Origin of the sequence: Erythrobacter sanguineus, from assembly GCF_900143235.1 — a bacterium.
Lineage (GTDB): Bacteria > Pseudomonadota > Alphaproteobacteria > Sphingomonadales > Sphingomonadaceae > Erythrobacter > Erythrobacter sanguineus.
The window spans coordinates 1-24,821 of the sequence record NZ_FRDF01000016.1 but is presented as its reverse complement, the minus strand read 5'-3'; the positions used below and the strand labels follow the sequence as shown (position 1 = coordinate 24,821).

Below are 24,821 nucleotides of genomic sequence, written 5' to 3'. Positions count from 1 at the left end.
CTTATCCGGCGGCGGCCGCTTTTGCCGTGGCAAGATCGACCACATCGCCCCGGCCCAGGCCGATGCCCAGTCCGGCACCCGGCGTGGCAACCGAGCCATCCGCGCGCTTGCCGAGGTTGGCGGGACGCACCAGCAACAAGTCCTGCGGGCCAAGGATGCGGCCATCATGCGCGAGAATCGAGACCGGGCCGATCGGCAGGCGGTCATGCTCGTCCACCAGCACCGGATCCTCGATCACCTGTTCGCTGCCGTATTTCTGGCCCCATTGGCGCAGCGCCACCATTGCGGGCAGCAGATCAAAGCCCTTTTCGGTCAGGCGGTATTCGATCTTGCGGCGATCATCGGCGCAGGGCTCACGCTTGAGAATGCCATGTTCGACCAGCTTGGCCAGCCGGTTGGAAAGGATGTTGCGGGCAATCCCGAGCTCGCTCAGGAATTCCTCGAAATGCTTGAGCCCGTTGAAGCTGGCGCGCAGAATCATGAACGACCAGCGTTCCCCCATCACCTCCAGCGCCTGCGGCAGACCGCATTCGATCAGGTCGCGCAGCGGTTCTCTCAAGTCGCCCATTTTGTCAGTCCCTTCCCCTTGCGGGGTAATGTGTAACCGCTTTTGCGGGCAGTCACAAAAAAAATTCAGTTTTCAGTTGCAAGTCGAAACTTAAGCGATTAGGTAGCGAATAGCAACTGGTTTCGAATTGAAATGTTGCATTGCAAAATGAGATGACAAGGGCCACAGCGCAACCGCCCAAAACAGACCAAGGCAAAGGATCCCCCCGATGACCAATACCCTCTCTCTTTCCCGCACTGGCAAGCTCGCCATCCTCGCTTCGGCCGTGCTTTACACCGGCCTTGCTTTTGGCGTGGCCACGGGCGCCAGCCCGGTGACCGCCGCCAATGGCGCCTATTACAACGCCACGCTGACGGCTCCGGCGGGCGAAAGCCGCGCGGTCGCCAGCGGTGTGGCCTGGGCCTGCGAAGGCACCACCTGTGTCGCCAACAAGGCGAGCGCCCGCCCGCTGCGCATCTGCCGCGGCCTCAACCGCAAGTTCGGCGAAGTGGCGAGCTTCGTGGTCGATGGCGAAGAACTGCCCGCCGAAGAACTGGCCAAGTGCAACGGCTGATTCAGCCCCGTAGCTGATCCTCCCCGCGCGGGCGCCTCTCCAGCCCGCGCGGATCTCCAAAACCCCCGGCGCGCATTCCCCAAAGCGCGACCGGGGGTTTTTTGAAGAGTCCCTTGTGTTGCGCACCTGCCTTGCGCGGGTGCGTCCTCGGCGCTGCTCCTCCGCTTCGCTACGGGCGCCTGCGGGCGGCCGGTCGGCCTTGCGACGCCTTCGGCGTCGTTTGAAGGCATCCGATTTAGCTTTGGCAAAAGCCCTAAAGCAGCCGGGCCTCCGCCAATGCGGCCTCAAGCCCTGGCGCGTCGGTGAACAGGTGCGCGTTCCAGCCGCGCGCCTGTGCGGCGACGATGTTGGCGGGGTTGTCATCGGTGAAGAACAGCGCCTCGCCCGTCCGGCCCGTTCGCGCCTCGACGATTTCGTAGATGCGCGGGTGAGGCTTTGCGACCTTCTCCACGCCCGACACGATGATATCGTCGAACAGGTCGAAGATCGGCTGGGTCGGGCGGAAGGCCTGCCAGAACTCGTCGCCGAAATTGGTCAGGCAGAACAAGGGCACATTCGCCGCGTGGAGCCGCTCGACAATCGCATGCGCGCCTGCGACCGGCCCCGGCACCGTCTCGTTGAAACGCGTCGCATAGGCGCGGATATGGGCTTCGTATTGCGGGAACAGCGCGATCCGTTCGGGCACCATGTCGGCCAGCGCGCGCCCGCGGTCATGTTCGAAATGCCATTCCTCGGTCACGACGTGGGTGAGAAACCAGTCAAGCTCCTCACGGTCGTCGATCAGCTTTTCGAACAAGGCGGCAAGCTGCCACTGGAACAGAACCCGCCCGACATCGAACACCACCGCCTGCTGCACTTCGCCTGCTCCTCAAATGCAGTCGGCCCGCGCTCCGTTGCAGGAGGCGGGCCGCTGAATTCATCGGCCACCCATGGCAGCCGCACCGCGCATCAATCAGCGCGCCAATTAACCTTGGCGGGCCTTGAAACGGCGGTTGGTCTTGTTGATGACATAGGTGCGCCCGCGACGACGGATCACGCGGTTGTCGCGGTGGCGGCCCTTCAGCGACTTGAGGCTGTTGACGATCTTCATGGGTTTCGTTTCCAAAAGAGAAGCGCGCCGGAGCAGGCCCGACGCGCGGAAATTGAAGCGTGCCGTTAGCGACCAAGCCCCCCCGCGTCAATGCGAGTCTGCCATGCGCACCCGGATCAACCGGCCCGCAAATCGGCCAGCTTGCGCTCCCACGCCAGTGCATGGGCGATGATCGTGTCGAGATCGGCATGAGCAGGCTCCCAGCCGAGAGTGGCCCGCAGGTGGCGCGAATCGGAAATCAGCGAATCGGGATCGCCTGCGCGACGGCTCTGGATGCGGCGATCAAGCTGGCGATTGGTCACCCGGTCAACCGCGTCCAGCACCTCAAGCACCGAAAACCCCCGGCCATAGCCGCAATTCATCGTCAGCGAGCGCGCTGGCTCGGCAATCAGCGCCTCCAGCGTCAGCACGTGCGCGGCTGCCAGATCGCTGACATGGATGTAATCGCGCACGCCCGTCCCGTCAGGCGTCGCATAGTCGGTGCCGAACACCGCAACCGATTCGCGCATGCCCAGCGCGGCCTCGATCGCCACCTTGATAAGATGCGTCGCGCCTGCGGTGGATTGCCCGCTGCGCGCCGCAGGATCGGCGCCGGCGACATTGAAATAGCGCAGCACGCCATAGTTGAACGGATGGGCCGCCGCGACATCGGCCAGCATCTGCTCGGTCATCAGCTTGGACCAGCCATAGGGATTGATCGGGCGCTGCGGCGTATCCTCGCTCACCGCTGCGACATCGGGGATGCCATAGGTCGCCGCGGTCGAGGAAAAGATGAAATGTGGCACGCCCGCCTGCACCGCCGCTGCGATCAGCGCCCGGCTGTTGGCGGTGTTGTTGTGATAATATTTGAGCGGGTCGGCAACGCTTTCGGGCACCACGATGGACCCTGCAAAATGCATGATCGCGCCCTTGCCATGACCCATGCCCTGCTCGGCAAAGATCCGCGCCAGCAGCGCAGCATCGCCAATATCGCCTTTATACAGCGGCACGCCATCGGGGATTGCAAAGCGGAACCCGGTTGAAAGGTTGTCGATCACCGCAGGCCGCCAGCCCGCATCTTTCAGCGCGAGCACAGCATGGCTGCCGATATAGCCGGCGCCGCCGGTCACCAGCACGGGAGGTTTCTTGGCCAAATTCATGAAACGGGCCTCTAACAGGATTGCTCTGCCAAAACGTCAACACCTTGTGCCGAAAAGCAGAGATTGTGGATAGCCGCCAGCACCACCTATAAGGTCGGCCACGAAAGGATATCGCCATGCCCCGTTTCCGACCCATCGCCCTGCTTGCCTGCGCCGCCGCACTGATGCTGCCGGCCTGTGCATCCAGCCCCTACACCGGCCCGGTCGAGGTCACCCGCTTTGTCGCGCCCGATTCGGCCGGGCTTGGGCAAGGCACGATCATGCTGAGCTTTCCGGACGAAGTCGGCAATGCCGCGGCGCGGTCGGCCTTTACTGCGGCGGTTGGCAAGGAACTGGCGCAGCTCGGCTATACCGTCGTGCCGGAAGGCGTCCCGGCGGCACAGACCGCCGCGATCCGCACCAGCCGCAATGCCATCGCCGCCGCCGACACGCGCGGCAATCCGGTGAATGTCGGGGTTGGCGGGCAGACCGGCAGTTTTGGTTCGGGCGTGGGCATGGGCGTTGGCATCAATCTGGGCGGCGGACGCGAAAGCCCCAGCGTCCTGACCGATCTTGCCGTGCGCATCACCCGCACCGACGGAGAGACGCTGTGGGAAGGCCGCGCTCAGCTTGCCACCGGGGTCAAATCGCCGTTTTCGCAGCTCACCACCAGCGCAGCGACGCTCGCCGCCGGGTTGTTCAAAGACTTCCCGGGTGGCAATGGCGAAACCGTGACGATCAACGCCAAGAAGCTCCAGGGATCCTGATGACCGCGATGTTTGTGGATGCCGCCTTCGACAGCGGCAATATCGAAGTGCTGGCGATTGCAGACCGCACCGCCCGGCTTGCCATCCGCCGCGATCAGGATTCCGAATTCTTCCAGTGGTTCCATTTCCGCGTCGCGGCCAGCGCGGGCAATGAAGTGGTGCTGAAGATCACCGGCCTCAATGCCAGCGCCTATCCCGGCGGCTGGCCCGATTACAACGCCTGCGTGTCGGAAGACCGCGATTACTGGGCGCGCGCGGCCAGCAGTTTCGACAAGGACGAGGAAGGCGGCACGCTGACGATCCGCCACCTGCCTGCCTCCGACGTGTTCTGGGTGGCCTATTTTGCGCCCTTTTCGATGGAACGGCACCATGATCTTGTCGCTGAAGCCGCGGCGAGCGAGGGGGTCGATTACGTCCGCCTTGGTACCACGATCGACGGGCAGCCGATCGATTGCCTTGAACTGGGCGAGGGAAACACGCAGGTGTGGCTTTATGCCCGCCAGCATCCGGGCGAAACCCAGGCCGAATGGTGGATCGAAGGCGCGCTGGAATGCCTGACCGATCCGGCCGATCCGGTCGCGCGCGCGCTCAGAGCGAAGTGCCGCATCCATATCGTGCCCAATTGCAACCCCGATGGTTCGCGCAGGGGGCATTTGCGAACCAATGCGGTTGGAAGCAACCTCAACCGCGAATGGGCCATACCCACCCCCGGCAAATCGCCCGAAGTGCTCGCCATCCGCAACCGGATGGATGAAACCGGCGTCGATTTCGCGATGGATGTCCACGCTGACGAGGCAATCCCGGCCGTGTTTCTGGCCGGGTTCGATGGCATCCCGTCATGGACCGAGCAGCAGGGCGAGGGCTATTCCCTCTACCAGCGCATCCTTGACCGTCGCACCCCGGATTTCCAGACGAAGCTCGGCTATCCCAAGGCGCGCGCCGGCACCGCCAACCTGTCGATGAGCACCAACCAGCTGGCCGAACGTTTCGGCGCGGTCGCGATGACGCTGGAAATGCCGTACAAGGATCTGGCCGATTTCCCCGAGCCCGATCAGGGCTGGTCGCCCGAACGCTGCAAGCTGCTGGGCCGCGAATGCATGGCAGCGCTGGCCGAATGGCTGGAAACACGCGCGGGGTAGCAACCGGGTGGGGCAGCGCCTTTTTCTCCCCGCCGGGTGGCCAGTATGCTATCGGGTTTCTTGCGCAAAAAGGAGAAAGACCATGACATCACAGCACGATTTGCTGACCCGTCGCCGGATCATGGCCGGGATGGGGGCCATCTCGCTGGCGATCCTGCTGCCTTCCGCAGTCGGCGCGCAAGGGCTGGGCGGATTGCGGCTCGGCGGCAAGAAAGCAGGCGGCGGCCTGTCCGCGCTGCTGGGCAAGGCGACCGATTCCGCGCTCGACAAGCTGGCGCAGCCGGGGGCGTTCTTCGGTGACGAGGATGTGCGCATCGGCCTGCCGATCATCGGCAATGCCGGCGGGCGCAGCGGCGGCCTGCTGGGATCGGTGATGGGCGCAGGCAGCCGGCTCGGCCTGCTCGACGGGCTGACCCGCGGCATCAATGACGCCGCCGGGACCGCTGCCGGAGAGGCCAAGCCGATCTTCCGCGATGCGATCGATGATCTGTCTTTCGACGATGCGCCGGGCATTATCCGCGAGGACGACGGCGGCACGCAATATCTGCGCAGCTCCGCCAATGACCGGCTCCATTCGCGGCTTCAGCCGCTGATCGACAGCGCGCTCGACAATGCCGGAATTCACCGCGAATTCGACAAGCTGGCCCAGCAGCACAGCTTTATCCGCGATGCCGGACTGAACCGCGAAAGCATCAACCGTTCGGTCACCGATCAGGGGCTGGACGGTATCTTCACCTATATCGGGCGCGAAGAACGCGGCTTTCGCAAGAACCCGCTGGGCGGGCTGGGCGGCCTGCTGGGCAATTAGTCCGGCTTGAGATTGGCCGGTCCGAAGGCGTGCGGCAGCAGCGCTGACAGCGTGACGCGGCGCGTGTCGTCTGAACCGATGCACAGCACCAGCGGATCGGTGTTGCCCAGCGCCGCAATTTCATTGAGCACCTGACGGCAGCGCCCGCAGGGGGTGATCGGTGCGGCCCCGGCCTTCAATCCCACCACCGCCACTGCCAGCAATCCGCCGCGCCGCCCTTCGGCAAACGCCTTGCCCACGGCGACCGTTTCAGCGCACAGGGCAAGGCCGTAGCTCGCATTCTCGACGTTGCAGCCCGTGATCACCGCGCCATCATCAAACAACAGCGCCGCGCCCACCGGATAGTCGGAATAGGGCGCATAGGCCCGCTCTGCCGCGGCCAAGGCAGCGGCGACCAGCGCCTGTTCCTGCGCAGGTTCGAGCATCATTTCTGCACCACCACCCATTCGATCGGCTCCTCGGCTGCCTGGGTCATCCGCTGGCTGTTGGCGCTCCATAGCAGCCATGGCCGCCCGGCATAGTCGGGCCGGGCGCGGTCACGCATCAGCCACAGGTCACGTTGGATCATGGTCGCGATGCCATGCCGCCCTTCGAACGCCCGCCCCAGCCTGAGGATCGCAGGCTTGCCGGTGTGCATTTCGATCTGGTTGATCAGCGTCATCAGCTCGCTTTCAACCGCTGCGTCGCTGACGTTCGGATTGCAGCCATCAGCCAGCGGCACCAAGGTGATCGCAGGCGGCAGCAGTTCGGGATCGCGGGCGATCTGGCGGGTGAAATCGCCTGATTGCCGATCAGCCCGCTGGCACGGATCGAAGGGATGGATCACCCCGACCCTGAGACCCGCCGCACGCGCCGCACCCAGCCGCGCGGCAAAGCCCGGATCGGCTGCCCCGCCGGTGACGGGAAGTTCAAGATAGACAAACGCCCCGCCCAGCGCGCGGATCGTCTCGAACCGCACCGGCCCGGCCCCGCTGGCGATCACCGCCCCCTGTTCGGGATAAAGCGCTTCGTCCGGCTGCCATTCGCGCATGTCCCACCACAACCATGCGGCAAAGGCGAAGGCCACCAGCCCCACCAGCGCAAAACCGCGCAGCATCCAGCGCCATGTGCCCCCACGCGACACGGCGCGCGCCGATGCCGTCCTTCGGGGACGCTTGCGGGCCATCCCCTGCCGCCTCAGCCCTTGATGTGCAACACGCAGATCAGCGTGAACAACCGCCGCGCGGTGGCGAAATCGGTCTCGACCTTGCCTTCCAGCCGCTCAAGCAGCAGCTCAGCGGCGTTGTTGTGGATGCCGCGGCGGGCCATGTCGATGGTCTCGATCTCGGTCGGGGTGGCCTTTCGGATCGCCTGATAATAACTGTCGCAAATGGCGAAATATTCGCGGATCGGGCGGCGGAAACGGGCCATGCCGATCAGCAGGGTTTCCAGCAATTGCCCGGCCTTGTCGCTGATATCCATCGCCAGCCGCCCGTCATTGACGGAAAGGTGCAGGTGATACGGCCCCTTGCCCCCGCGCTCGGCGGCGCGCAGCGGCTTGAAGGTGTTTTCCTCGATCAGGTCATAGATCGCGACCCGGCGTTCCTGCTCGACATCGGCGTTGCGCCACAGGATCGTCGCCTCGTCGAGCGTCACCTCCCCAATGCGGTACGCGCCCGAACCTCCGGCGGCGGGCGAGATGGGCAGGGAATCGGGCGGCAGATCGACCATACACCCGCCTTCGCAGATGCAGGGGCCGCACTTCAAGCACTTCGATGAAATCTCCCCGCTATCCACAGCCGGGAAAATAAATATTGGCGCGTTTCGCTCTTGCCTGATGCGTCCCGCACAGCGCATCAGGCGCGCATGGCCGAACCCGAAAAAGTCACTCCGATCAGCGCGTCAGCGCCTGCAGCGGACAGTCCGCTGCGCAAGCTGCCGGCGAATCTCGAGGCCGAGGCCGCGTTTCTTGGCGCGGTGCTGATCGATAACCGGGTGATCGAGGAATTGCAGGTGCCGATTCGGCCCGAACATTTCTTCGAACCGGTCCACCAGCGCATCCACGAACGCATTCTGGTGCTGATCGAGCGCAATGCCACGGCCTCGCCCGTCACCTTGCGCCCCTATTTCGAGGCTGACGAACCGCTCAAGGATCTGGGCGGCACGTCCTACCTTGCGCAGCTTACCGCCAGCGGAGCGGGCCTGCTGGCCCCGCGCGAACTGGCGCAGCAGATCTATGATCTGGCCCTGCTGCGCGAGCTGGTGAGCGTCGGGCGCGGGTTGGTCGAAGGCGCGCTTGATACCTCTGAAGACACCTCGCCGATGGATCGCATCGCGCAGGCCGAGGCTGATCTGTTCCGCGTGGCCGAAGGTGCGGCGACCGGGCGCGAGGCGGCGACCTTCCGCGATGCCGCGCTGACCGCGATCAAGATGGCCGAAGCGGCGATGAATTCGGGCGGCGGGCTGTCGGGCAAAACCACCGGGCTGGCCACGATCGACCAGAAAACGTCGGGCCTGCACAATTCCGACCTCATCATCCTTGCCGGACGGCCGGGCATGGGCAAGACTTCGCTGGCCACCAACATCGCGTTCAACTGCGCTGAACAGCATCTGGAATGGCAGCGCGACGGGGGCGAATTCAATTACGGCGCGCCGGTCGCCTTCTTCAGCCTTGAAATGAGCGCCGATCAGCTCGCCACCCGTATTCTGGCCGAACAAGCGGAGATATCATCGGAAAACCTGCGCAGCGGGAAATTGTCGCGCGAGGAGTTCCAGAAGCTGTCGTTCGCCAGCCAGCGGCTGTCCGAATTGCCGCTTTATATTGATGACACCCCGGCGCTCACCATCGCCGCCCTGCGCACCCGCGCACGGCGGATGAAGCGGCGGCATGATATCGGGCTGATCGTGGTCGATTACCTGCAATTGCTGCAAGGTTCGGGCCGCGCCAACGACAACCGCGTCAACGAGATTTCCGAAATCAGCCGGGGCCTGAAAACGCTGGCCAAGGAATTGCAGGTGCCGGTGATCGCCCTGTCGCAGCTGTCGCGCGCAGTCGAAAGCCGCGAGGACAAGCGCCCGCAATTGTCCGACCTGCGCGAATCCGGCTCGATCGAGCAGGATGCGGACATGGTGTGGTTCATCTTCCGCTCGGATTACTATCAGATGCTGGTCAAGCCCGACACGCCCGATGCCAACTCCACCCCGGACGTGCAGGAAAAATACCGCGCGTGGGAGGAAAAGTTCGAACAGATGGTGGGCAAAGCGACGCTGATCGTCGCCAAGCAGCGCCACGGTTCGACCGGCAATGTCCCGCTCCATTTCCAGAGCGACATCACCAAATTCACCTCACCCAGCTTCAAGGATTACTCCGACTACGGCTACGAATGAGGCGCGGCGAGGTGCGTTGGGGCAATGGCCGCTTTCGGGCGGTGTCTGGGCCGTCCTGCGTCAGGAATCGGGTGGTGAGCGGGCATAAAACCGGATGGATTTTGAAGTCGCTCGATCTGGCGGGTCAAGATAATCCACTTCCCGCGATCATCGGCGTGCCGCACGATACATTGGCGTAATGAGCGGTGAAAGGCGTTGCCGCCAAACAAGGTCATGAATTCAAGAAGTGGCCCTAGGTATTTGTCGGCCGTGGGCGATGCAAAACGCATCATAGGATCAGTCGCGAATGCGAGCATGACTGCCGACATGATCCGCTGACGGTCCTGAGGTGTTGCTGACGCAATCTTTGGTGGATGGTCGTGATGTATTTCTCCCCCCAAGCGATAACTTGCAGTGCGATCTTAACACACACTTCCCGTCATCTGGCAATTGGAGCGGTTTTCGTTCACCGATCCTGCCGATCCGTTACCGGCCGCCCGCTGGCCGGGGCAGCCGTGCAGCTTTCCTACCCGGCATATAACGGGCAGGCTTGCGTGCATGGACCATTGCCCCGCCCCGCAATCTGCCCACGATGCGCGTTTGGGGGGCGGGGATTTCCGGCCCTGTACAGTGTCTCATGTGTCTCCAACACGCAGGCTGGCGGCGACCCTTAGCGCGCTGACAGGCTGCTGACGCGATAATCGGCCAGCGACATCCAGTAGGCCAGCCGCCAGCGCAGCCGGGTGAACGGGCCAGCCAGCCGCGCATACCATTGCGGCGTGACAGCGATGCTCGCGCTTTCGAAATGGTCGATCATGCCGCGCAAGGCGGCGGCCACCGCGGCATCCTCGATCCGCACCATCAGTTCGACATTGATGCGGAACGAACGCTTGTCGAGGTTGGCGCTGCCGACATAGCTGGCATCATCGACCACAATCAGCTTCATGTGCAGCTTGCACGGCTGGAATTCGAAGATACTGGTGCCGGCCGCCAGCAGTTTCCTGTAAAGCAGCCGCGCCATGTCGATCGCCGCGCCGATATCGGATTTGCCCGCCATGATCAGCCGCACCCGCCCGCGCCGCGCAAGCTTGGCGATCTGAAGGCGGAAACTGCGCGGGGGCGAGAAATAGGCCGAGACCGCATCCAGCCGTTTGGCCCGGATCAGATCCTGGCGGAACTGCCATGCCCAATGCCCATCGCGCACCAGCGGGCCGCCGACCAGCAGGCGAACAGGGCCATCCCCGGCATCCCACCGGCTGACGATATCGCGCAACTGGCGCAACTGTTCGACCTGTCCGGATTGCTCGCTTTGGACCCAGCGGTTGACCAGCGCAAACCACGCCACGAACTTTGCAACCACCGGCCCTTCGATGATCACCGACAGATCGCACCAGCCGTTTTCCTCGGGCGGTTTGAAATAGTGATCCGAGACATTGGCCCCGCCGGTCATCGCCCTGAGATCGTCGGCTATCACGATCTTCTGGTGGTTGCGGACCAGATAGCGCATGCTCCAGCGCGAGGAGAACAGCGCGAAACTCCCGCCCGCCTCGATCAGCGGGTCGAAGAAGGCCCGGCCTGCGTCATTGCCGAAATCATCGACGATCAGCCGCACCGCCACCCCGCGCCGCGCTGCGTCTGCCAGCGCGTCGCGCACCTGCGTGCCGCACACATCATCGTCGAACAGATAGTAATACATGGCGATGCTCGCCTGCGCGCTTTCGATCATTTCGATCAGCGCGGACAGGCGATCGGCGCCGTGGGGCAGGAAGGTGAAACTGTGCCCTTGCGCTTGGACCGTGAAGGGATCGGGATCGCGGTAGGAGGCATCAGGAGGGGTATCCATCTCCTGATCTTAGCACGAAGCCGCAGGACTGGACCACTTTTCAACAAGGCACCAGGCCGCTCGCGACCGGGCGAGGCAACCGGGGCCGCAGGCAATTCCAATTTGCCCACCCTTACGCACTGCCGCGGCATCGTGGGCGGCTAACCACATCTTTACGCATTACTGCGTAGAGTCCTGTTTGTGCATACGAACAAAGCACCCCAGCCGTGTGCAGCCTCACTAACGGAGAATAGCATGAAGAACCTGATCCTGGCGGGAGCGTCACTTCTCGCGTTTACCACGGCGGCGGTGGCGACGGCGCAGCAGAATGACAGCAGCGTTGCGCAAGCCGGCAGCGACAATATCGTTACAGTCACGCAGAGCGGTTCCGAAAACACCGCCGATGTGACCCAGCAAGGCGAAAGCCGCTTCAGCGAAGCCACGCTAGAACAATCAGGAAGCGGTGCGAGGGCGACCATCGACCAGAGTGGCCAGGGCGCCGATGCCGCGAACCCCAACCGCGTTGCGGTGACGCAAGGGGGCGAAAGCGCATCCAGCGACACCACCCAGCGCGGCGGCTCCGGGCTGAGCGTAACGGTCAACCAGACCGGCAGCAGCGCCTCGGACGTGTTTCAGGACGGGGACGATGCGAACATTGCGGTCGACCAGTTCGGTGATAGCGGCAGCAGCCTTGTGCTCCAGAAGGCAAGCGACAGCACGATCACTTTGACGCAGACCACGCTGGATGATGGCGGGGCGAACGGATCGGGCAATGCCAGCGCGATCACCCAGTCCGGCGCCGGCAACATGATCGATGTCGAACAATTCGGCAGCGCGAATGCGGCGCTGCTCAACCAGACCGGCAGCGACAGCAGCGTGGCCCTGACGCAGACCGGCAGCGACAACCTTGCCGTCACGTTCCAGAATGGCTCGGAAAACCGCGCCGATGTGGCGCAGAACGGCAGCGGCAACATTGCCAAGACCGCCCAGTCCGGCGCGCTTGGCGAGGCGATTGTCGATCAGCGCGCCAGTGACAGCCGATCGGTGATCTCACAGGCGGGCGCCGGTGCCTTTGCCTCTGTCACCCAGACCGGCAGCGGCCAGGCCTCGATCATCAACCAGAGCCTGCCTGCCAACCAGTTCGAGCGCCTGCCCGGTGCATTCGTCGATCAGAGCGGTGCCGACAACCTGTCGGTGATCAACCAGACCGGCACGCACGGATTCTGGCGACGCCGCACCAGCCCGCTGACGTCGCCCAGCGCGACTGTCAGGCAGGCGGGAGAAGAGAACGTCTCGCTGATCGATCAGACCGGTGTTTCGAACTTCGCATCGGTGGCCCAGACCGGTGATCGCAACAGTGCGATCGTCGGACAGGATGGCAACAGCAATTTTGCCATCGCGTCCCAGACCGGCGATGACAACCAGATCGCGGTCAGGCTGGATGCCGACACCCCCTCGCGCACGCTGTCGCGGGTGGAACTGCGCCAGAACGGGGCCCGCAATCGCTCTGGCCTGATCCAGAACGGGATGTATGATCTGGGCTATGTCAGCCAGGTTTCGGCCGAAGTCCGGCAAACCGGCGATGACAACACCTCGGACGTGGTGCAATCGGGGACCAATGACCTCGCCTTCATTTCCCAGATTGGGGACAATAATGCGTCCTTGGCGATCCAGAAGGCCGGCGGCCTGAACAACCGCGTCGCGGTGATGCAGCAAGGCGACGGCCTGATGTCTGCAACGCTCCAGTACGGTAGCGACAATGTCGCGGTGACCAACCAGCGCGGGACGCTCAATGTCAGCAAGATCGAACAGGGTGGTCTTTCCAACCTGGCGACTGTCAATCAGGACGGCACGGGGAACCTGTCGCACGTGATCCAGATGGGCACCAACAACGCGGTGACGATCAACCAGAACACCCGGTAACCCGGTGATACCACCTGTCCGGGCTTCCTGCGGGGTCCGGACAGGCTCGGAGCGGCAGGCTTTCGGGCCTGCCGCTGTCCGTTTCTTGACTTCTTGCCCCGGTCTGCCTAGCTGCGCGCTTGACCATCCCCCGCGATTCTGACCAAAAAGGCCGCCCATGGCACGCGTTACCGTTGAAGATTGCGTCGACAAGGTTCCCAACCGCTTCGATCTCGTCCTGTTGGCCGCCCAGCGCGCGCGCGAGATTTCCGGTGGCAGCGAACTGACCATCGATCGTGACCGGGACAAGAACCCGGTCGTGGCGCTGCGCGAAATCGCGGAACAGACCGTCGCGCCCAAGAACCTGCACGAATCGCTGGTGACCAGCCTGCAGAAGATCCTGCCTGATGATGAGGACGAGGCGGATGAAATCGGCTCGCTCAGCCAGTCGGCAGAAGCGCTGCGGATTACCGCTTCGGCGCCGCCGCGCACCACTTCGCTGGGTAGCGATTACGACGGCTAAGGCCTGATTTTCCCGAAACAAAATGGACAGGGCCGCTTTCGGGCGGCCTTTTTCGTGGGCTGCTGAATGACCGGATTCTGACCCGCCCCGCCCTGCGCTTGCCTTTGCGGCTTGCACGCCTATCCCATCAGGCTGTAATCAAAGCGTAACATCCAGGGGCTGCGGCAAGGCATGGCAACAATTGCGGTCTACAGCGTGAAGGGCGGGGTCGGGAAAACGACGCTGGCGGTCAATCTGGCGTGGTGCGCGGCCAACATCTCGCGTCGCAAGACGCTGCTGTGGGATCTCGATCCGGCCAATGGCTCGGGCTTTCTGCTCGGGATTGATCCGAAGAAGAAGCGCGCGGCCGAAAGCGTGTTTGCTGACGGGGTCGATCCGGCCAGGCTGATCCAGACCACCGGCTACACCAATCTCGATCTGCTACCCGCCGATGAAAGCATCCGCACGCTGGGCCGTCAGCTTGATCGGCTGGGCAAGAAGAAACGCCTCCTCAAGCTGGTCGAAGGGCTGACCAGAAACTACGATCGGATCATCTTCGACTGCCCGCCGGTGCTCAACGAGGTGAGCGCGCAGGTGATGCGTGCCGCCGATCTGGTGATCGTGCCGCTGCCGCCCTCGCCGCTGTCGTCCCGCGCTCTTGAGGTGGTGGTCGAGGAAGTGCGCGGGTCGGGCAAGGGCCATCCGCCGATCCTGCCAGTGCTGTCGATGATCGACCTTCGCCGCACGCTGCACCGCGATGCCCGCACGGCCAATCCGAAATGGCCCGCGATCCCGCTGGCAAGCGCGGTCGAACAATGCGCGGTCGAACGCAAGCCGGTGGGCGCCTTTGCGCCGCGCGCCCCGGCCACGCGCAGCTTTGCCCAATTGTGGACCGCCATCGAACGCAAGCTCGCTTCGCGATAGCGGCAGGCATAGGCGCGGCTGGTCTCGGCTGATTTTTACCGTCACAATTGCGCTGTCACAAAGGACGAAAGGGCGCTGGCGATGAATGGTGTAGGTGAAGGGATCGGCGCGGTCATCGAAGGCGGATTGTTCGGCCGGGTGGTGGAGCCGGCCCATGGCGAGGCATCCGGCGCGCCGCATTCGCCAGCGGAATGCGCCAATTGCGGGGCCATGGTGACGGGCCATTACTGCGGGCAATGCGGCCAGAAGGCGCATGTCCACCGCAGCCTTGCGGCAATCGGCCACGATATCATGCACGGCGTTTTGCATCTCGATGGCAAGCTGTGGAACACCTTGCCGCTGCTGGCCTTCAAGCCGGGCCAGCTCACCCGCCGCTACATCGAAGGCGAGCGCGCCAAGTTCGTCAGCCCGATGGCGATGTTCCTGTTCGCGGTCTTCGCGATGTTCGCGGTGTTCCAGATGGTGGGCCTTTCCGCCCCGGCCGACCTGTCGGGCAACTTCTTCGGCACGGGCGAGGGTAGCGCCTTTCAGAACAATATCCGCGATCAGATCACCACGCTTGAGGAGGAGGGCAACAACCTGAGCGAGACCGATCCGCGCAAGGCCGAGATCGACAGCGAGCTCAAGGGACTGAACATGGTGCTCGACGGCCGCCCGAATAAGGCGACGGCGAAAGACGGGATCGAGGTCAACGTGACGGGGATCGAGACAATCGACCGCGGAATGGTCGAGAAGTGGCAGAAGAACCCCGGCCTGATGCTCTACAAGATGCAGGCCAACGGATATAAGTTCAGCTGGCTGCTGATCCCGCTGTCGATCCCCTTCGTCTGGCTGCTGTTCGCATGGCGTCGCAAGTTCAAGGCCTATGACCACGCCGTGTTTGTAACCTATTCGCTGGCGTTCATGTCGCTGTTGTTTATCGCCATGTCGATCATCAGCGCCCTTCCCGGCGGCCTCGGCTGGGCCTTCACGCTGTTTGCGATTGCGGCCCCGCTGCACCTCTACAAGCAGTTGAAGCATGCCTATGGCCTGACCCGGCTTTCAGCCCTGTGGCGCTTCTTCCTGCTGTTGTTCTTCATCACCATCGTGCTGCTGTTGTTCCTGCAGGCCCTGCTGGTGCTGGGGGCGTTCTGAATGCCGATGAAAAGGGCGCCCGGATCGCTCCGGACGCCCTCAAAATCAGGACAAGATCGGGTCAGGCGCCCTGAGGGGCCTCGTCTCCGCCCGATTCCTTCGAACCGCCAAACCGCTTGCCCGCCTTGGGAATGGCCGAACCGCGCACTGCCTGCGGGATGCTGGGGCCGCGCGGCGAATCCGGGCGATCGACCTTGCCGGTTTCCAGCAGGATCCTGATCTCCTCCCCGGTCAGCGTCTCGTATTCGAGCAACGCCTGAGCGAGCAGGTGAAGCTGATCCTCATGGGTCTTGAGGATATCGGTTGCCCGATAATGCGCGCCTTCGACCAGCGCCTTGATTTCGGCATCGATCAGCTTGTTGGTTTCATCCGACGCCATGGTGCGCATCGTCTGCCCCATGCCAAGATAGCCGTCCTGGCTCGATTCATACTGCAGCGGGCCGAGCTTCTCGCTCATCCCCCAGCGGGTCACCATGTTGCGCGCCAGATCGGTCGCATACTGGATGTCGGACGAAGCGCCCGAGGACACCTTGTCATGGCCGAAGATGATTTCTTCCGCCACGCGCCCGCCCATGCTGACCGACAGGTTCGCGTGCATCTTGTCGCGGTGATAGGAATAGGAGTCCCGCTCCGGCAGGCGCATCACCATGCCCAGCGCGCGGCCGCGCGGGATGATGGTGGCCTTGTGGATCGGATCGGACGCGTCTTCGTGCACCGAAACGATCGCATGGCCGGCTTCGTGATAGGCGGTCATCTTCTTCTCGTCGTCGGTCATCACCATGCTGCGGCGTTCTGCGCCCATCATGACCTTGTCCTTGGCGTCCTCGAATTCCTGCATCGCCACCAGCCGCTTGTTGCGGCGCGCGGCCAGCAGGGCAGCTTCGTTGACGAGGTTGGCAAGGTCCGCACCCGAAAAGCCCGGCGTGCCGCGTGCGATCACCCGCGGGTTAACGTCAGGCGCCAGCGGCACCTTCTTCATGTGCACGCCGAGAATCTTCTCGCGCCCGTCGATATCGGGGATCGGCACCACGACCTGGCGATCGAACCGGCCCGGACGCAGCAGCGCGGGGTCAAGCACGTCGGGACGGTTGGTCGCGGCGATGATGATGATGCCTTCGTTGGCTTCAAACCCGTCCATTTCGACCAGCAACTGGTTCAATGTCTGTTCGCGTTCATCGTTGGAATTGCCAAGCCCATTGCCGCGCGAACGGCCGACCGCGTCGATTTCGTCGATGAAGACGATGCACGGTGCGTTCTTTTTCGCTTGTTCGAACATGTCGCGCACGCGGCTCGCGCCGACGCCGACAAACATCTCGACAAAGTCGGAACCGGAAATGGTGAAGAACGGCACGCCCGCCTCACCCGCAATCGCGCGGGCGAGCAAGGTCTTGCCGGTGCCGGGCGAACCGACCAGCAGCGCGCCCTTGGGGATCTGGCCGCCAAGCTTGGAAAAGCGCTGCGGATCGCGCAGGAACTCGACGATTTCCTGCAATTCCTCGCGCGCTTCATCAATGCCGGCGACATCATTGAACGTGACTTTGCCCGAACGCTCCGTCAGCAGCTTGGCCTTGGACTTGCCAAACCCCATCGCGCCGCCGCCGCCGCCCTTCTGCATCTGGCGCAGGGCAAAGAAGGCAATGCCGAGAATCAGCAGGAATGGCAGCGAGTTGAGGAGAATATAAAGCAGCATGTTCGGCTGTTCGCGCTGGCGACCGGTGAACTGCACCCCGTTGTCTTCCATGAGACCGGTAATCTCGATGTCGTTGGGAACCGGAACAGTCGAGAAGGTCTCCCCGTTCTTGAGCGTGCCGGTGATCAGCTCGTCGCCAAGCTGCACGTCCTGCACCTCACCCTGAGCGACCGCATCGCGGAAGTCGGAATAACGGATCGCCGTGCCAGGGGTCTGCCCGGCATTGCTGAACAAGGTAACCACCAGCAACAGGGCGAGGAAAATCCCGCCCCAGATCATCAACTGCCTGACCCATGGGTTGGGCCCGTCAGGCTGCTGCTGCGGATCGTTCTGGTCGCTCATCGGCTGGATTCCTTTCTCACCCGTTCAATGTAGGGCGCGCAGGGTGAATGGCAAGATAATGCACGCGGGCCGCGGTGATGCTAATTTTCGAACAGGATGATGCGGATTATCGATGTCCGCTGCGCGCGCCGGGCCCACCATAGGCGGCAAGGAACACATCGACCGCACCGATAATGCGGGACTGCCGGCTTTCCGGGCTGACGTCGGCGCCGAAGCGGCGCTCGAGATCACCCATGCCCTTGCACATCGAAACGAATTGTTCGGCAGCCAGCTCGGCATCTTCGATCACCAGCTCTCCGGCCTCTACCGCGCGCCGCAGATAGGCGGCAAATCCATCTTTCATCCGCCGTGGTCCGGCCGCAAGAAAAGCCTCACCGATTGCCGGATCATGTTCGGTTTCGGCAGCGATGCGGCGTTCGAACTGGATCATCTCGGGTCGGAACAGGAAGGCGGACATCACCTCGGCAATCGCGATGAGACGCTCGCGGATCGGGCCCGAAGGCAAAGCATCGAGCGAGAAATGTCCGCGCATCTTTTCACATTCGAATTCGACCGCAGCCGTAAACAGGGCACGCTTGTCACCGAACTGATTGTAGATCGTGACCTTGGAAACCCCGGCATCGGCGGCGACCTGTTCGATCGCGGTGGCAGCGAAGCCGCCGTGAAAAAAATGCTGCGCGGCGGCTTCGATAATCGCACGCCGTTTGACCGAGTCGAGCGGACGGCCCGCACGGCGCGGGACGCAAAAACCTGTTTTTTCTGGCGAACCGCCGATTGACAAAGTGAACGACTCCGTTCATTTAAACGCAACCGTTCAATAATGCTTTGATTCGCCCACTCACGCAACCCCGTCTGCTCGTAAAGGTCCCCCAGCGTGCTCTGGATAGCCATCAGGATGCTTACCGGCGATGCCCAGAAGTTCTACGGGCTGCTGTTCGGCATCGCCTTTTCGACGCTGCTGATCACCCAGCAGATGACAATCTTCGTCAATCTGGTGCAGCGCGGGGCCAGCGGCGTCTACAACGCCCCCGAGGCGGAGGTCTGGGTGATGGATCCGGTCAGCCGCACCACCGATGTCAGCTATGCCATGCCTCCGACCGCGCTCGACAAGGTGCGATCGGTCAAAGGCGTCGAATGGGCTGTGCCGCATCTGCGCGCACAGGCCACTGTGCGCACCAGGGAAGGCGATCTTGAAGGCGTGGCGGTGATCGGGGTCGATGATGCGACGCTGATCGGCCTGCCTGAACGCATGGCCAAAGGCGATAAATCGGTGCTGTTCGCGCCTGATGCGGTCGCGGTTGATGATACTGGCGCGCTGAATTTCTTCCCATCGGAAATCGATCCCGTGGGCGAGCGGCTTGAACTTAATGACCAGCGCGCGGTGATCCGCGGGGTTGCCGATGCCATTCCCAGCTTCACCAGCACGGTGGTGCTTTACACCCGCTATTCCAACGCGCTGAATTTCGTCCCCGGCACGCGCAACCGCCTGAGCTTCGTGCTGGTCGGGGTGAGCGAAGGACAAACCCCCTCCGATGTCGCCGCCCGGATCGAACGGGAGACCGGCCTCAAGGCCCGCACGCGTGACGAATTCGCTCAGGCCGGGGTCAATTTCATCATCGAGAACACCGGCATCCCGACCAATTTCGGCATCACCGTGTTCCTCGGCTTCGTCGTCGGCGTGGCCATTGTCGGGCTGACCTTCAGCCTGTTCATCCGCGACAACATCAAGCAGTTCGGGGCCCTGAAGGCGATCGGCGTCACCAATGGCAAGATCATTACGATGGTCGGCGCGCAGGCCGGGCTGGTCGGGCTGATCGGCTATGCGCTGGGCGTGATCGGGACGGTGCTGTTCATCTCCGCCTTTTCCTCCAACCCCTTCTTCAAGGGCTTCTACATCCCCTGGCAGATCCCGCTCATCAGCTTCGTGGCGGTGGTGATCATTCTCGCCATTACCGGCCTGATTGCGATCCGCAGCGTGCTCAAGACCGAACCGGCTTCGGTGTTCCGGTGAGCGAGACGGCCATCATGAACACCCAGGCGATCGGCGGCTGCGACCCGCAATCTGCGATCTGTGCGCGCGGCATCACCCGCGATTTCGAGGCCGGGCAGACCACCATCCGCGTGCTGCACGGGATCGACGCCGACGTCCGTTCGGGCGAGATGACCTATGTCGTGGGCGAAAGCGGATCGGGCAAGACCACGCTGATCTCGATCATGTGCGGCATCCTCTATCCGACGGCGGGAGAGGTGAAGGTGTTCGGCACCGACATCTACAAGCTGACGGACACCGAGCTGGTCAATTTCCGTCTCAACAATATCGGCTTTATCTTCCAGCAGTACAATCTCATCCCCTCGATCGATGCCGCCGCCAATGCCGCAGTGCCGCTGATCGCCAAGGGCATGGCCGTGAACGAAGCGCGCGAACGGGCCAAGGTGCTGCTCGAAAAGCTCAACATCCTCGATCAGGCGGACAAGCTGCCGCGCCAGCTTTCGGGCGGGCAGCAGCAGCGCGTCGCCATTGCCCGCGCGCTGGTGCACGAACCGCGCCTCGTCGTCTGCGACGAACCAACCGCCGCGCTCGATGCGCGTTCGGGCCGGCGGGTGATGGACCTGCTGCGCGAAGTCGCGGTCGCTCCCGATCGCGCCTGCATCATCGTTACCCACGACAACCGTATCTTCGATCTCGCCGACCGTATCATCGTGCTCGAGGACGGGCGCATCACCCATGACGGCAAGGACATGCCCGATGATCACTGATGCCCCCCACCCTTCGCGCAGCGCTATCCCTTTCTCCCGCAACCCGAGGACATCATGGCTCTCCTGCCCCGCAATCTGAGTTTCTCGCGCCAGATCCTGCCGATCATTGCGGTGGTCGGGGTGATCATGGCGGCCTGGTTCATCATCGGCAAACTGCCCAACAGGGACACCGTCGAACCGGCCGAACAGCCGCCCAAGGCGGTCGGCGCGCTGGCCAATGCGCCACGCGTGGCCGGGGCAGGCATCGTCGAACCGGCGAGCGAGGTCATCGACATCGGCTCGGCGCTGTCGGGTCTGGTAACCGATGTAAGGGTCAAGCCGGGCGACAGGGTGGCCCAGGGCGAAGTGCTGTTCACCGTCGATGCCCGCGCCGCCCGCGCCAGCCTGACGCAGGCCGCCGCCGCGATCAGCGAGGCGCGTGCGGCCATTAGTGAGGCGATGGCGGCAGAGCGGACCGCCCGCCAGCAGCTCGATCTCTACCGCAGCCTGACCGACCCTGCCGCCGTCAGCCGCGCCGAAGTGATCCGCGCCGAAGGTGAGGAAGCCGCGGCCACCAGCCGCCTCGGCCTTGCCCGCGCCCGCCTTGCCGCGACGCAGGCCGCCGCCGCAGCTGCCCGCACCGAGATCGAGCGCCTGACCGTGCGCGCGCCGATTGCCGGGGAGATACTGGCCGTCAATATCCGCCCGGGCGAATTCGTTGCCACACAAGGCGGCGGCAACACCCAGCCCTTCATCCAGATGGGCGATACTGATCCGCTTCACGTGCGCATCGATATCGACGAGAACGAGGCTGCGCGGGTCAAGCTCGGCGCACCGGCAGTGGTCAGCCCGCGCGGGGCGGCCGAGCTCCACGTCAATGCCGCCTTTGTGCGCGCGGAGCCGCAGGTGGTGCCCAAGCGTTCGCTCACCAACAGCGCCGCCGAACGGGTCGATGTACGGGTCGTGCAACTGATCTATGCCTTGCCCGAAAGCGACGATTTCCGCGTCGGTCAGCAAGTGGACGCCTTCATCCCAGCCAAGGATGCGCCGGCGGATACGGAGGGCTAAGGCGATGCGCCCCGTTTCCCCAAAGCTTGGTCCGATCGCCAGCGCGGCACTGCTGCCGCTGGTGCTGGCCGCCTGCGTGATGCAACCCGCGCCAGAGATCGCGACGCCGATACCGGCGCTGCCCGAAAACTACTTCTTCCTGCCCGACCCGGCGTCGGGGAGCAGCCTGGCCGCGCTCTTGCCGCAGGATGATCCGGCCTATCGCGCATTATCGGGCGCCGCGCTGGCCAACGCGCCGAGCCTCGCAGAAGCGGCTGCGCGTATCGAGGCCGCGCGTGCAGGCGTACGCCGCGCTGGTGCAGAGCGAATGCCCAACATCGCCGCAGGTTCTGAGATCACCCGCAACCGCATCAACCCCGCACAATTCGGGCAAGCAGGGCAGCAGGGTTTCATTCCGCGCGAACAGACATCCTACGGCGCCAATATCGCCGCCAGCTGGGATCCCGATATCTTCGGGCAGCTGAAGGCACAGGAACGCGCTGCGATTGCCCGGATCGATGCTGCCAGTGCGCAGGCGCAGGGCGTGCGGCTGGCGCTGCTGGCTGAAATTGCCGCGAGCGTTACCGACTGGCGCGTGCTTGATGCGCGCACCGCTGCAATCCAGGCCGATATCACCGCGGCCCAGCAGCTCGCGGGGCTGGCAAAGGTTCGCGAGGATGCCGGTATTGCGCCGGGTTTCGACCGGGTGCGGGCCGAAGCAACCGCCAGTTCGTCGCAGGTGCGCCTCGCCGCGCTTGAAAGCGAGCGCGCGCGCCTGACCGGGCGGCTGGTGACCTTGACCGGGCAGGACGGCGCGGCCGTGCGCACGGCGCTGGCTGCTCCGGTGTCGTCACTGGCGCTCCCCGAAGCACCCGCCGCGCTGCCATCAGACCTGCTTGCCAACCGGCCCGATGTCGCCGCTGCAGCCGCCAACCTTGCGGCGAGCGATGCCGATCTCGCCGCCGCTGCGCGTGCACGCTTCCCGCGGATCACGCTGTCGGGCGTGATCGGCCTGCTGGCTTTCGATCCCGAGGATTTCTTCAACGATTCGATCGTCGGCACATTGACCGCCGGGATCGCCGGGCCGTTGCTCGATTTCGGGCGCGTGGGTGCCGGGATCGATGCCGCCGCCGCTGACAAGCGCGCCGCCTTTGCCGCCTATCGGGGAGCGGTGTTTCAGGCGCTGGGCGATGCCGAGGCAGCTTACGGCATCGTGGCTGCCGCCGATACCGAATCCCGACTGGCGGTGAATGAAAGCGACCAGCTCACCCGTGCGGCGAGCCTTGCCGAAACCCGTTATCGCGCCGGGCTGGCCAGCTTCCTCGAAGTGCTCGAAGCCCGGCGCGCAGCCGATGCCAGCGGCGAGCGCTCGGCGGCAGCGATGGGCCGCGCGTTGCGCGCGCGGATCCTGTTGTGGCAGGCGCTGGGCGGAGAAGTCAGGGCCTCAGCCACGCCGCTGGATCAGGGCTGACCGCTCGCACCTGCACACCACTTCATCGCGCTGGTTCCACATTTCATGGACCCAGGTGACGATCCCGGCATCGGCTCGTGACTTGCTGGCGCGCAGTTCCTTGACTTCGCTAACCGCGCGCAAGGTATCGCCGATGAACACCGGCTTGGGCGTCACCACCTTGTCGAAGCCGAGGTTGGCCACCAGCGTGCCCAGCGTCGTATCGCCCACCGACAGGCCAACCAGCAGCGCAAAAGTGAAGGTCGAATTCACCAGTATCTGCCCGTAACCGCTGGCCTTGGCTGCCTCGACATCGAGGTGCAGCGGCTGCGGATTGTGGGTCATGGTCGAGAACAGGAGATTGTCGGTCTCGGTCACCGTACGGCGGATCTCGTGCTCGATCCGCTCGCCGACAACCCATTCGTCAAAGAACTTGCCCGCCATCAGGCGCCTGCCTGCCAGCGCCCGACCACATCCGCGCCATCATCCGCGCTCGAACGAACGCTGCCCGGTGTGCGGCTGAAGCGCGGTGCGGGGGCCGTGTGCCATGCGCCCTCGTGCTCCAGATAAGCGCCGCGCGCTTTCATGTGCGGATGCTCGCGCGCCTCGTCGAGTTCAAGCACCGGGGCAAAGCATGCGTCCGAGCCTTCAAGCAACGCGCACCATTCGGCCTGCGATTTTGTGCGGAACAAAGTGGCGAGCTTGTCTGCGTAATCGTCCCAGTTCGCAGGGTTCATCTGACCCTGCGCCAATTCCTCCGGTGCGCCCGCAAGGCTGAGCATTTCCGCGTAGAACTGCGGCTCGATCGCGCCCAGCGAGATCTCCTTCCCGTCGGCGCAGGTAAAGCAGCGATAGAAATGTGCTGCGCCGCCGAGCATGCCCTGCCCGCGTGCTGTGGAAAGGTGCGGCGCATGGCGCACACCGAAGAAAAAGCTCATGAGGCTGGTCGCCCCGTCGACAATCGCGGCGTCGACCACTTGCCCCTTGCCCGACTTTTCGCGTTCATAGAGCGCAGCCATGATCCCGAAGGCGCAATACATCGACCCGCCGCCGAAATCACCGACAAGATTTTGCGGCGGGGTGGCGGTTTCACCCGGCTTGCCGACCGCTGCAAGCGCGCCGGTGATAGCAATGTAATTGATATCATGCCCCGCGGCGTGCGCCAGCGGCCCGTCCTGCCCCCAGCCGGTCATGCGGGCATAGACGAGGCGCGGGTTGAGCGCGAGCAGCTCCTCCGGCCCCAGCCCCAGCCGTTCCATCACGCCGGGACGGAACCCTTCGATCAGCACGTCGGCGCTGGCCACCGCGTCGCGCACTTGCGCTTTGCCTGCTTCGCTCTTGAGATCAAGCGCCAGCCGGTGCCGCGCACGCTCGACCACCGGATTGCTCACCTGCGTGCCGGGTCGATCGATCCGCACAACCTCGGCGCCGAGATCGGCAAGCAACATGGCGACATGCGGGCCCGGGCCGATGCCACTGAATTCGATCACCCTGAGGCCGGACAGCGGCCCTGCTGGCTGGTTCATGTCTTTCTCCCTTTTCGCCCGCGTCTCTGGCGTGCCTGATAGCTGAGGGCAAGTCTCGACATGGTTAGCCACAGCCCAAGGCGCGCCATCCCGGCGCAAAGGCAAAATCGCTTGTCGTGACGAGCGCAGCGTATAGCTGCGGTCGCATGCGCAGTTTGACCCATCTTGAGCGGCTTGAAGCCGAGAGCATTCACATTTTTCGTGAGGTTGTGGCCGAGGCGGAGAATCCGGTGATGCGGTCGGTGCGGTTCCGGACGCGGGGCTGCTACCCGCTGACCGGCGCGACCCAGAGCGATGCAGCCGACATGAACACGATCATCCAGGAAATGCTGCTCGCCACCAGTTCCGAACGGCAGGG

26 protein-coding genes and 1 pseudogene are annotated in these 24,821 nt (G+C 63.9%); 14 read left to right on the top strand and 13 right to left on the bottom strand.

Annotated elements, in window-relative coordinates; genetic code table 11:
• Position 1: 1 nt before the first annotated feature.
• Positions 2-568, bottom strand: a complete 567-nt coding sequence (locus tag BUA05_RS12780) for a winged helix-turn-helix transcriptional regulator (RefSeq protein ID WP_072675411.1) — start codon at positions 566-568, stop codon at positions 2-4.
• Positions 569-776: 208 nt separating this feature from the next.
• On the opposite strand from BUA05_RS12780, the gene BUA05_RS12775 reads away from it, so the two are divergent.
• Positions 777-1,121, top strand: a complete 345-nt coding sequence (locus tag BUA05_RS12775; RefSeq protein ID WP_084662689.1) for a DUF8200 family protein — start codon at positions 777-779, stop codon at positions 1,119-1,121.
• 253 nt (positions 1,122-1,374) lie between these two features.
• Here BUA05_RS12775 and BUA05_RS12770 read toward each other — a convergent pair whose 3' ends face one another.
• The 3 genes from BUA05_RS12770 to galE form a co-directional block, all read right to left on the bottom strand.
• Positions 1,375-1,977 carry an HAD-IA family hydrolase gene (locus BUA05_RS12770; RefSeq protein ID WP_072675410.1) on the bottom strand — a complete coding sequence of 201 codons (603 nt, stop codon included), beginning with the start codon at positions 1,975-1,977 and terminating at the stop codon, positions 1,375-1,377.
• 108 nt (positions 1,978-2,085) lie between these two features.
• Positions 2,086-2,211, bottom strand: coding sequence for a type B 50S ribosomal protein L36 (gene ykgO / locus BUA05_RS12765; protein WP_029724010.1), 126 nt, complete (start codon positions 2,209-2,211; stop codon positions 2,086-2,088).
• Between the two features lie 116 nt (positions 2,212-2,327).
• Positions 2,328-3,350 (bottom strand): UDP-glucose 4-epimerase GalE, encoded by a 1,023-nt coding sequence (gene galE / locus BUA05_RS12760; RefSeq protein WP_072675409.1) that lies wholly within the window; start codon positions 3,348-3,350, stop codon positions 2,328-2,330.
• Between the two features lie 116 nt (positions 3,351-3,466).
• Between galE and BUA05_RS12755 the strand changes: the two genes are divergently transcribed.
• From BUA05_RS12755 to BUA05_RS12745, 3 genes are all read left to right on the top strand, one after another.
• Positions 3,467-4,096: a hypothetical protein gene (locus tag BUA05_RS12755; protein WP_072675408.1), complete on the top strand. Its 630-nt coding sequence runs from the start codon at positions 3,467-3,469 to the stop codon at positions 4,094-4,096.
• The gene (locus BUA05_RS12750) at positions 4,096-5,235 is read left to right on the top strand and encodes a M14 family metallopeptidase (RefSeq protein WP_072675407.1); all 1,140 of its coding nucleotides are present in this window, start codon (positions 4,096-4,098) and stop codon (positions 5,233-5,235) included. The genes BUA05_RS12755 and BUA05_RS12750 overlap by 1 nt, the downstream gene beginning before the upstream one ends.
• Before the next feature lie 82 nt (positions 5,236-5,317).
• On the top strand, positions 5,318-6,043 hold the full coding sequence (locus tag BUA05_RS12745; protein ID WP_084662687.1) for a DUF4197 domain-containing protein: 726 nt from the start codon (positions 5,318-5,320) through the stop codon (positions 6,041-6,043).
• Here the strand turns inward: BUA05_RS12745 and BUA05_RS12740 are convergent.
• From BUA05_RS12740 to BUA05_RS12730, 3 genes are read right to left on the bottom strand one after another with little or no spacing between them, the layout of a single operon-like run.
• Positions 6,040-6,489, bottom strand: a complete 450-nt coding sequence (locus BUA05_RS12740; protein ID WP_245790198.1) for a cytidine deaminase — start codon at positions 6,487-6,489, stop codon at positions 6,040-6,042. The genes BUA05_RS12745 and BUA05_RS12740 overlap by 4 nt on opposite strands.
• Positions 6,468-7,208 (bottom strand): glycoside hydrolase family 25 protein, encoded by a 741-nt coding sequence (locus BUA05_RS12735; protein WP_072675405.1) that lies wholly within the window; start codon positions 7,206-7,208, stop codon positions 6,468-6,470. The genes BUA05_RS12740 and BUA05_RS12735 overlap by 22 nt, the downstream gene beginning before the upstream one ends.
• 11 nt (positions 7,209-7,219) lie before the next feature.
• Complete coding sequence (locus BUA05_RS12730; RefSeq protein ID WP_084662685.1) at positions 7,220-7,753, bottom strand: UPF0262 family protein; 534 nt, start codon at positions 7,751-7,753, stop codon at positions 7,220-7,222.
• 135 nt (positions 7,754-7,888) lie between these two features.
• On the opposite strand from BUA05_RS12730, the gene BUA05_RS12725 reads away from it, so the two are divergent.
• Complete coding sequence (locus BUA05_RS12725; RefSeq protein ID WP_072675404.1) at positions 7,889-9,409, top strand: replicative DNA helicase; 1,521 nt, start codon at positions 7,889-7,891, stop codon at positions 9,407-9,409.
• On the opposite strand, the gene BUA05_RS14615 is transcribed toward BUA05_RS12725, so the two are convergent.
• Positions 9,400-9,717, bottom strand: a complete 318-nt coding sequence (locus BUA05_RS14615) for a hypothetical protein (RefSeq protein WP_143150316.1) — start codon at positions 9,715-9,717, stop codon at positions 9,400-9,402. The two genes, BUA05_RS12725 and BUA05_RS14615, sit on opposite strands and share 10 nt — an antisense overlap.
• A 341-nt stretch (positions 9,718-10,058) precedes the next feature.
• Positions 10,059-11,231: a phospholipase D-like domain-containing protein gene (locus tag BUA05_RS12720; protein ID WP_072675403.1), complete on the bottom strand. Its 1,173-nt coding sequence runs from the start codon at positions 11,229-11,231 to the stop codon at positions 10,059-10,061.
• Positions 11,232-11,465: 234 nt separating this feature from the next.
• On the opposite strand from BUA05_RS12720, the gene BUA05_RS12715 reads away from it, so the two are divergent.
• From BUA05_RS12715 to BUA05_RS12700, 4 genes are all read left to right on the top strand, one after another.
• The gene (locus BUA05_RS12715) at positions 11,466-13,133 is read left to right on the top strand and encodes a hypothetical protein (protein WP_072675402.1); all 1,668 of its coding nucleotides are present in this window, start codon (positions 11,466-11,468) and stop codon (positions 13,131-13,133) included.
• A gap of 157 nt (positions 13,134-13,290) precedes the next feature.
• The gene (gene rpoZ / locus BUA05_RS12710) at positions 13,291-13,635 is read left to right on the top strand and encodes a DNA-directed RNA polymerase subunit omega (RefSeq protein WP_072675401.1); all 345 of its coding nucleotides are present in this window, start codon (positions 13,291-13,293) and stop codon (positions 13,633-13,635) included.
• A 171-nt stretch (positions 13,636-13,806) separates the two neighbouring features.
• The gene (locus tag BUA05_RS12705) at positions 13,807-14,538 is read left to right on the top strand and encodes a ParA family protein (protein ID WP_072675400.1); all 732 of its coding nucleotides are present in this window, start codon (positions 13,807-13,809) and stop codon (positions 14,536-14,538) included.
• An 81-nt stretch (positions 14,539-14,619) separates the two neighbouring features.
• Positions 14,620-15,672, top strand: a complete 1,053-nt coding sequence (locus BUA05_RS12700) for a DUF3667 domain-containing protein (RefSeq protein ID WP_072675399.1) — start codon at positions 14,620-14,622, stop codon at positions 15,670-15,672.
• Positions 15,673-15,733: 61 nt separating this feature from the next.
• On the opposite strand, the gene ftsH is transcribed toward BUA05_RS12700, so the two are convergent.
• On the bottom strand, positions 15,734-17,704 hold the full coding sequence (gene ftsH, locus BUA05_RS12695; RefSeq protein WP_072675398.1) for an ATP-dependent zinc metalloprotease FtsH: 1,971 nt from the start codon (positions 17,702-17,704) through the stop codon (positions 15,734-15,736).
• A 106-nt stretch (positions 17,705-17,810) separates the two neighbouring features.
• A complete protein-coding gene (locus BUA05_RS12690; protein ID WP_072675397.1) occupies positions 17,811-18,485 on the bottom strand; it encodes a TetR/AcrR family transcriptional regulator in 675 nt (224 codons plus the stop codon).
• Between the two features lie 93 nt (positions 18,486-18,578).
• Between BUA05_RS12690 and BUA05_RS12685 the strand changes: the two genes are divergently transcribed.
• From BUA05_RS12685 to BUA05_RS12670, 4 genes are read left to right on the top strand one after another with little or no spacing between them, the layout of a single operon-like run.
• Positions 18,579-19,715, top strand: coding sequence for an ABC transporter permease (locus BUA05_RS12685; RefSeq protein WP_072675396.1), 1,137 nt, complete (start codon positions 18,579-18,581; stop codon positions 19,713-19,715).
• A 14-nt stretch (positions 19,716-19,729) separates the two neighbouring features.
• Positions 19,730-20,461 (top strand): ABC transporter ATP-binding protein, encoded by a 732-nt coding sequence (locus BUA05_RS12680; protein WP_072675473.1) that lies wholly within the window; start codon positions 19,730-19,732, stop codon positions 20,459-20,461.
• A 54-nt stretch (positions 20,462-20,515) separates the two neighbouring features.
• Positions 20,516-21,508, top strand: coding sequence for an efflux RND transporter periplasmic adaptor subunit (locus BUA05_RS12675; protein WP_072675395.1), 993 nt, complete (start codon positions 20,516-20,518; stop codon positions 21,506-21,508).
• Positions 21,509-21,512: 4 nt separating this feature from the next.
• Positions 21,513-22,958, top strand: coding sequence for an efflux transporter outer membrane subunit (locus BUA05_RS12670; protein WP_072675394.1), 1,446 nt, complete (start codon positions 21,513-21,515; stop codon positions 22,956-22,958).
• On the opposite strand, the gene BUA05_RS12665 is transcribed toward BUA05_RS12670, so the two are convergent.
• Together BUA05_RS12665 and BUA05_RS12660 are read right to left on the bottom strand one after the other, a co-directional pair.
• Positions 22,932-23,381 (bottom strand): MaoC family dehydratase, encoded by a 450-nt coding sequence (locus BUA05_RS12665; protein ID WP_072675393.1) that lies wholly within the window; start codon positions 23,379-23,381, stop codon positions 22,932-22,934. The two genes, BUA05_RS12670 and BUA05_RS12665, sit on opposite strands and share 27 nt — an antisense overlap.
• Complete coding sequence (locus BUA05_RS12660; protein ID WP_072675392.1) at positions 23,381-24,463, bottom strand: CaiB/BaiF CoA transferase family protein; 1,083 nt, start codon at positions 24,461-24,463, stop codon at positions 23,381-23,383. The genes BUA05_RS12665 and BUA05_RS12660 overlap by 1 nt, the downstream gene beginning before the upstream one ends.
• A 221-nt stretch (positions 24,464-24,684) precedes the next feature.
• Between BUA05_RS12660 and BUA05_RS14610 the strand changes: the two are divergent.
• Positions 24,685-24,821: pseudogene (locus BUA05_RS14610) on the top strand (sulfate adenylyltransferase subunit CysD); the annotation flags it as partial.

What these genes read in the sequence shown, in the direction of transcription:
- BUA05_RS12780 (WP_072675411.1), bottom strand. Translation starts at nt 568, where the DNA reads ATGGGCGACTTGAGAGAACCGCTGCGCGACCTGATCGAATGCGGTCTG.
- BUA05_RS12775 (WP_084662689.1), top strand. Translation starts at nt 777, where the DNA reads ATGACCAATACCCTCTCTCTTTCCCGCACTGGCAAGCTCGCCATCCTC.
- ykgO (WP_029724010.1), bottom strand. Translation starts at nt 2,211, where the DNA reads ATGAAGATCGTCAACAGCCTCAAGTCGCTGAAGGGCCGCCACCGCGAC.
- galE (WP_072675409.1), bottom strand. Translation starts at nt 3,350, where the DNA reads ATGAATTTGGCCAAGAAACCTCCCGTGCTGGTGACCGGCGGCGCCGGC.
- BUA05_RS12755 (WP_072675408.1), top strand. Translation starts at nt 3,467, where the DNA reads ATGCCCCGTTTCCGACCCATCGCCCTGCTTGCCTGCGCCGCCGCACTG.
- BUA05_RS12750 (WP_072675407.1), top strand. Translation starts at nt 4,096, where the DNA reads ATGACCGCGATGTTTGTGGATGCCGCCTTCGACAGCGGCAATATCGAA.
- BUA05_RS12745 (WP_084662687.1), top strand. Translation starts at nt 5,318, where the DNA reads ATGACATCACAGCACGATTTGCTGACCCGTCGCCGGATCATGGCCGGG.
- BUA05_RS12740 (WP_245790198.1), bottom strand. Translation starts at nt 6,489, where the DNA reads ATGGGTGGTGGTGCAGAAATGATGCTCGAACCTGCGCAGGAACAGGCG.
- BUA05_RS12735 (WP_072675405.1), bottom strand. Translation starts at nt 7,208, where the DNA reads ATGGCCCGCAAGCGTCCCCGAAGGACGGCATCGGCGCGCGCCGTGTCG.
- BUA05_RS12730 (WP_084662685.1), bottom strand. Translation starts at nt 7,753, where the DNA reads ATGGTCGATCTGCCGCCCGATTCCCTGCCCATCTCGCCCGCCGCCGGA.
- BUA05_RS12725 (WP_072675404.1), top strand. Translation starts at nt 7,889, where the DNA reads ATGGCCGAACCCGAAAAAGTCACTCCGATCAGCGCGTCAGCGCCTGCA.
- BUA05_RS14615 (WP_143150316.1), bottom strand. Translation starts at nt 9,717, where the DNA reads ATGTCGGCAGTCATGCTCGCATTCGCGACTGATCCTATGATGCGTTTT.
- BUA05_RS12720 (WP_072675403.1), bottom strand. Translation starts at nt 11,231, where the DNA reads ATGGATACCCCTCCTGATGCCTCCTACCGCGATCCCGATCCCTTCACG.
- BUA05_RS12715 (WP_072675402.1), top strand. Translation starts at nt 11,466, where the DNA reads ATGAAGAACCTGATCCTGGCGGGAGCGTCACTTCTCGCGTTTACCACG.
- rpoZ (WP_072675401.1), top strand. Translation starts at nt 13,291, where the DNA reads ATGGCACGCGTTACCGTTGAAGATTGCGTCGACAAGGTTCCCAACCGC.
- BUA05_RS12705 (WP_072675400.1), top strand. Translation starts at nt 13,807, where the DNA reads ATGGCAACAATTGCGGTCTACAGCGTGAAGGGCGGGGTCGGGAAAACG.
- BUA05_RS12700 (WP_072675399.1), top strand. Translation starts at nt 14,620, where the DNA reads ATGAATGGTGTAGGTGAAGGGATCGGCGCGGTCATCGAAGGCGGATTG.
- ftsH (WP_072675398.1), bottom strand. Translation starts at nt 17,704, where the DNA reads ATGAGCGACCAGAACGATCCGCAGCAGCAGCCTGACGGGCCCAACCCA.
- BUA05_RS12680 (WP_072675473.1), top strand. Translation starts at nt 19,730, where the DNA reads ATGAACACCCAGGCGATCGGCGGCTGCGACCCGCAATCTGCGATCTGT.
- BUA05_RS12675 (WP_072675395.1), top strand. Translation starts at nt 20,516, where the DNA reads ATGGCTCTCCTGCCCCGCAATCTGAGTTTCTCGCGCCAGATCCTGCCG.
- BUA05_RS12670 (WP_072675394.1), top strand. Translation starts at nt 21,513, where the DNA reads ATGCGCCCCGTTTCCCCAAAGCTTGGTCCGATCGCCAGCGCGGCACTG.
- BUA05_RS12665 (WP_072675393.1), bottom strand. Translation starts at nt 23,381, where the DNA reads ATGGCGGGCAAGTTCTTTGACGAATGGGTTGTCGGCGAGCGGATCGAG.
- BUA05_RS12660 (WP_072675392.1), bottom strand. Translation starts at nt 24,463, where the DNA reads ATGAACCAGCCAGCAGGGCCGCTGTCCGGCCTCAGGGTGATCGAATTC.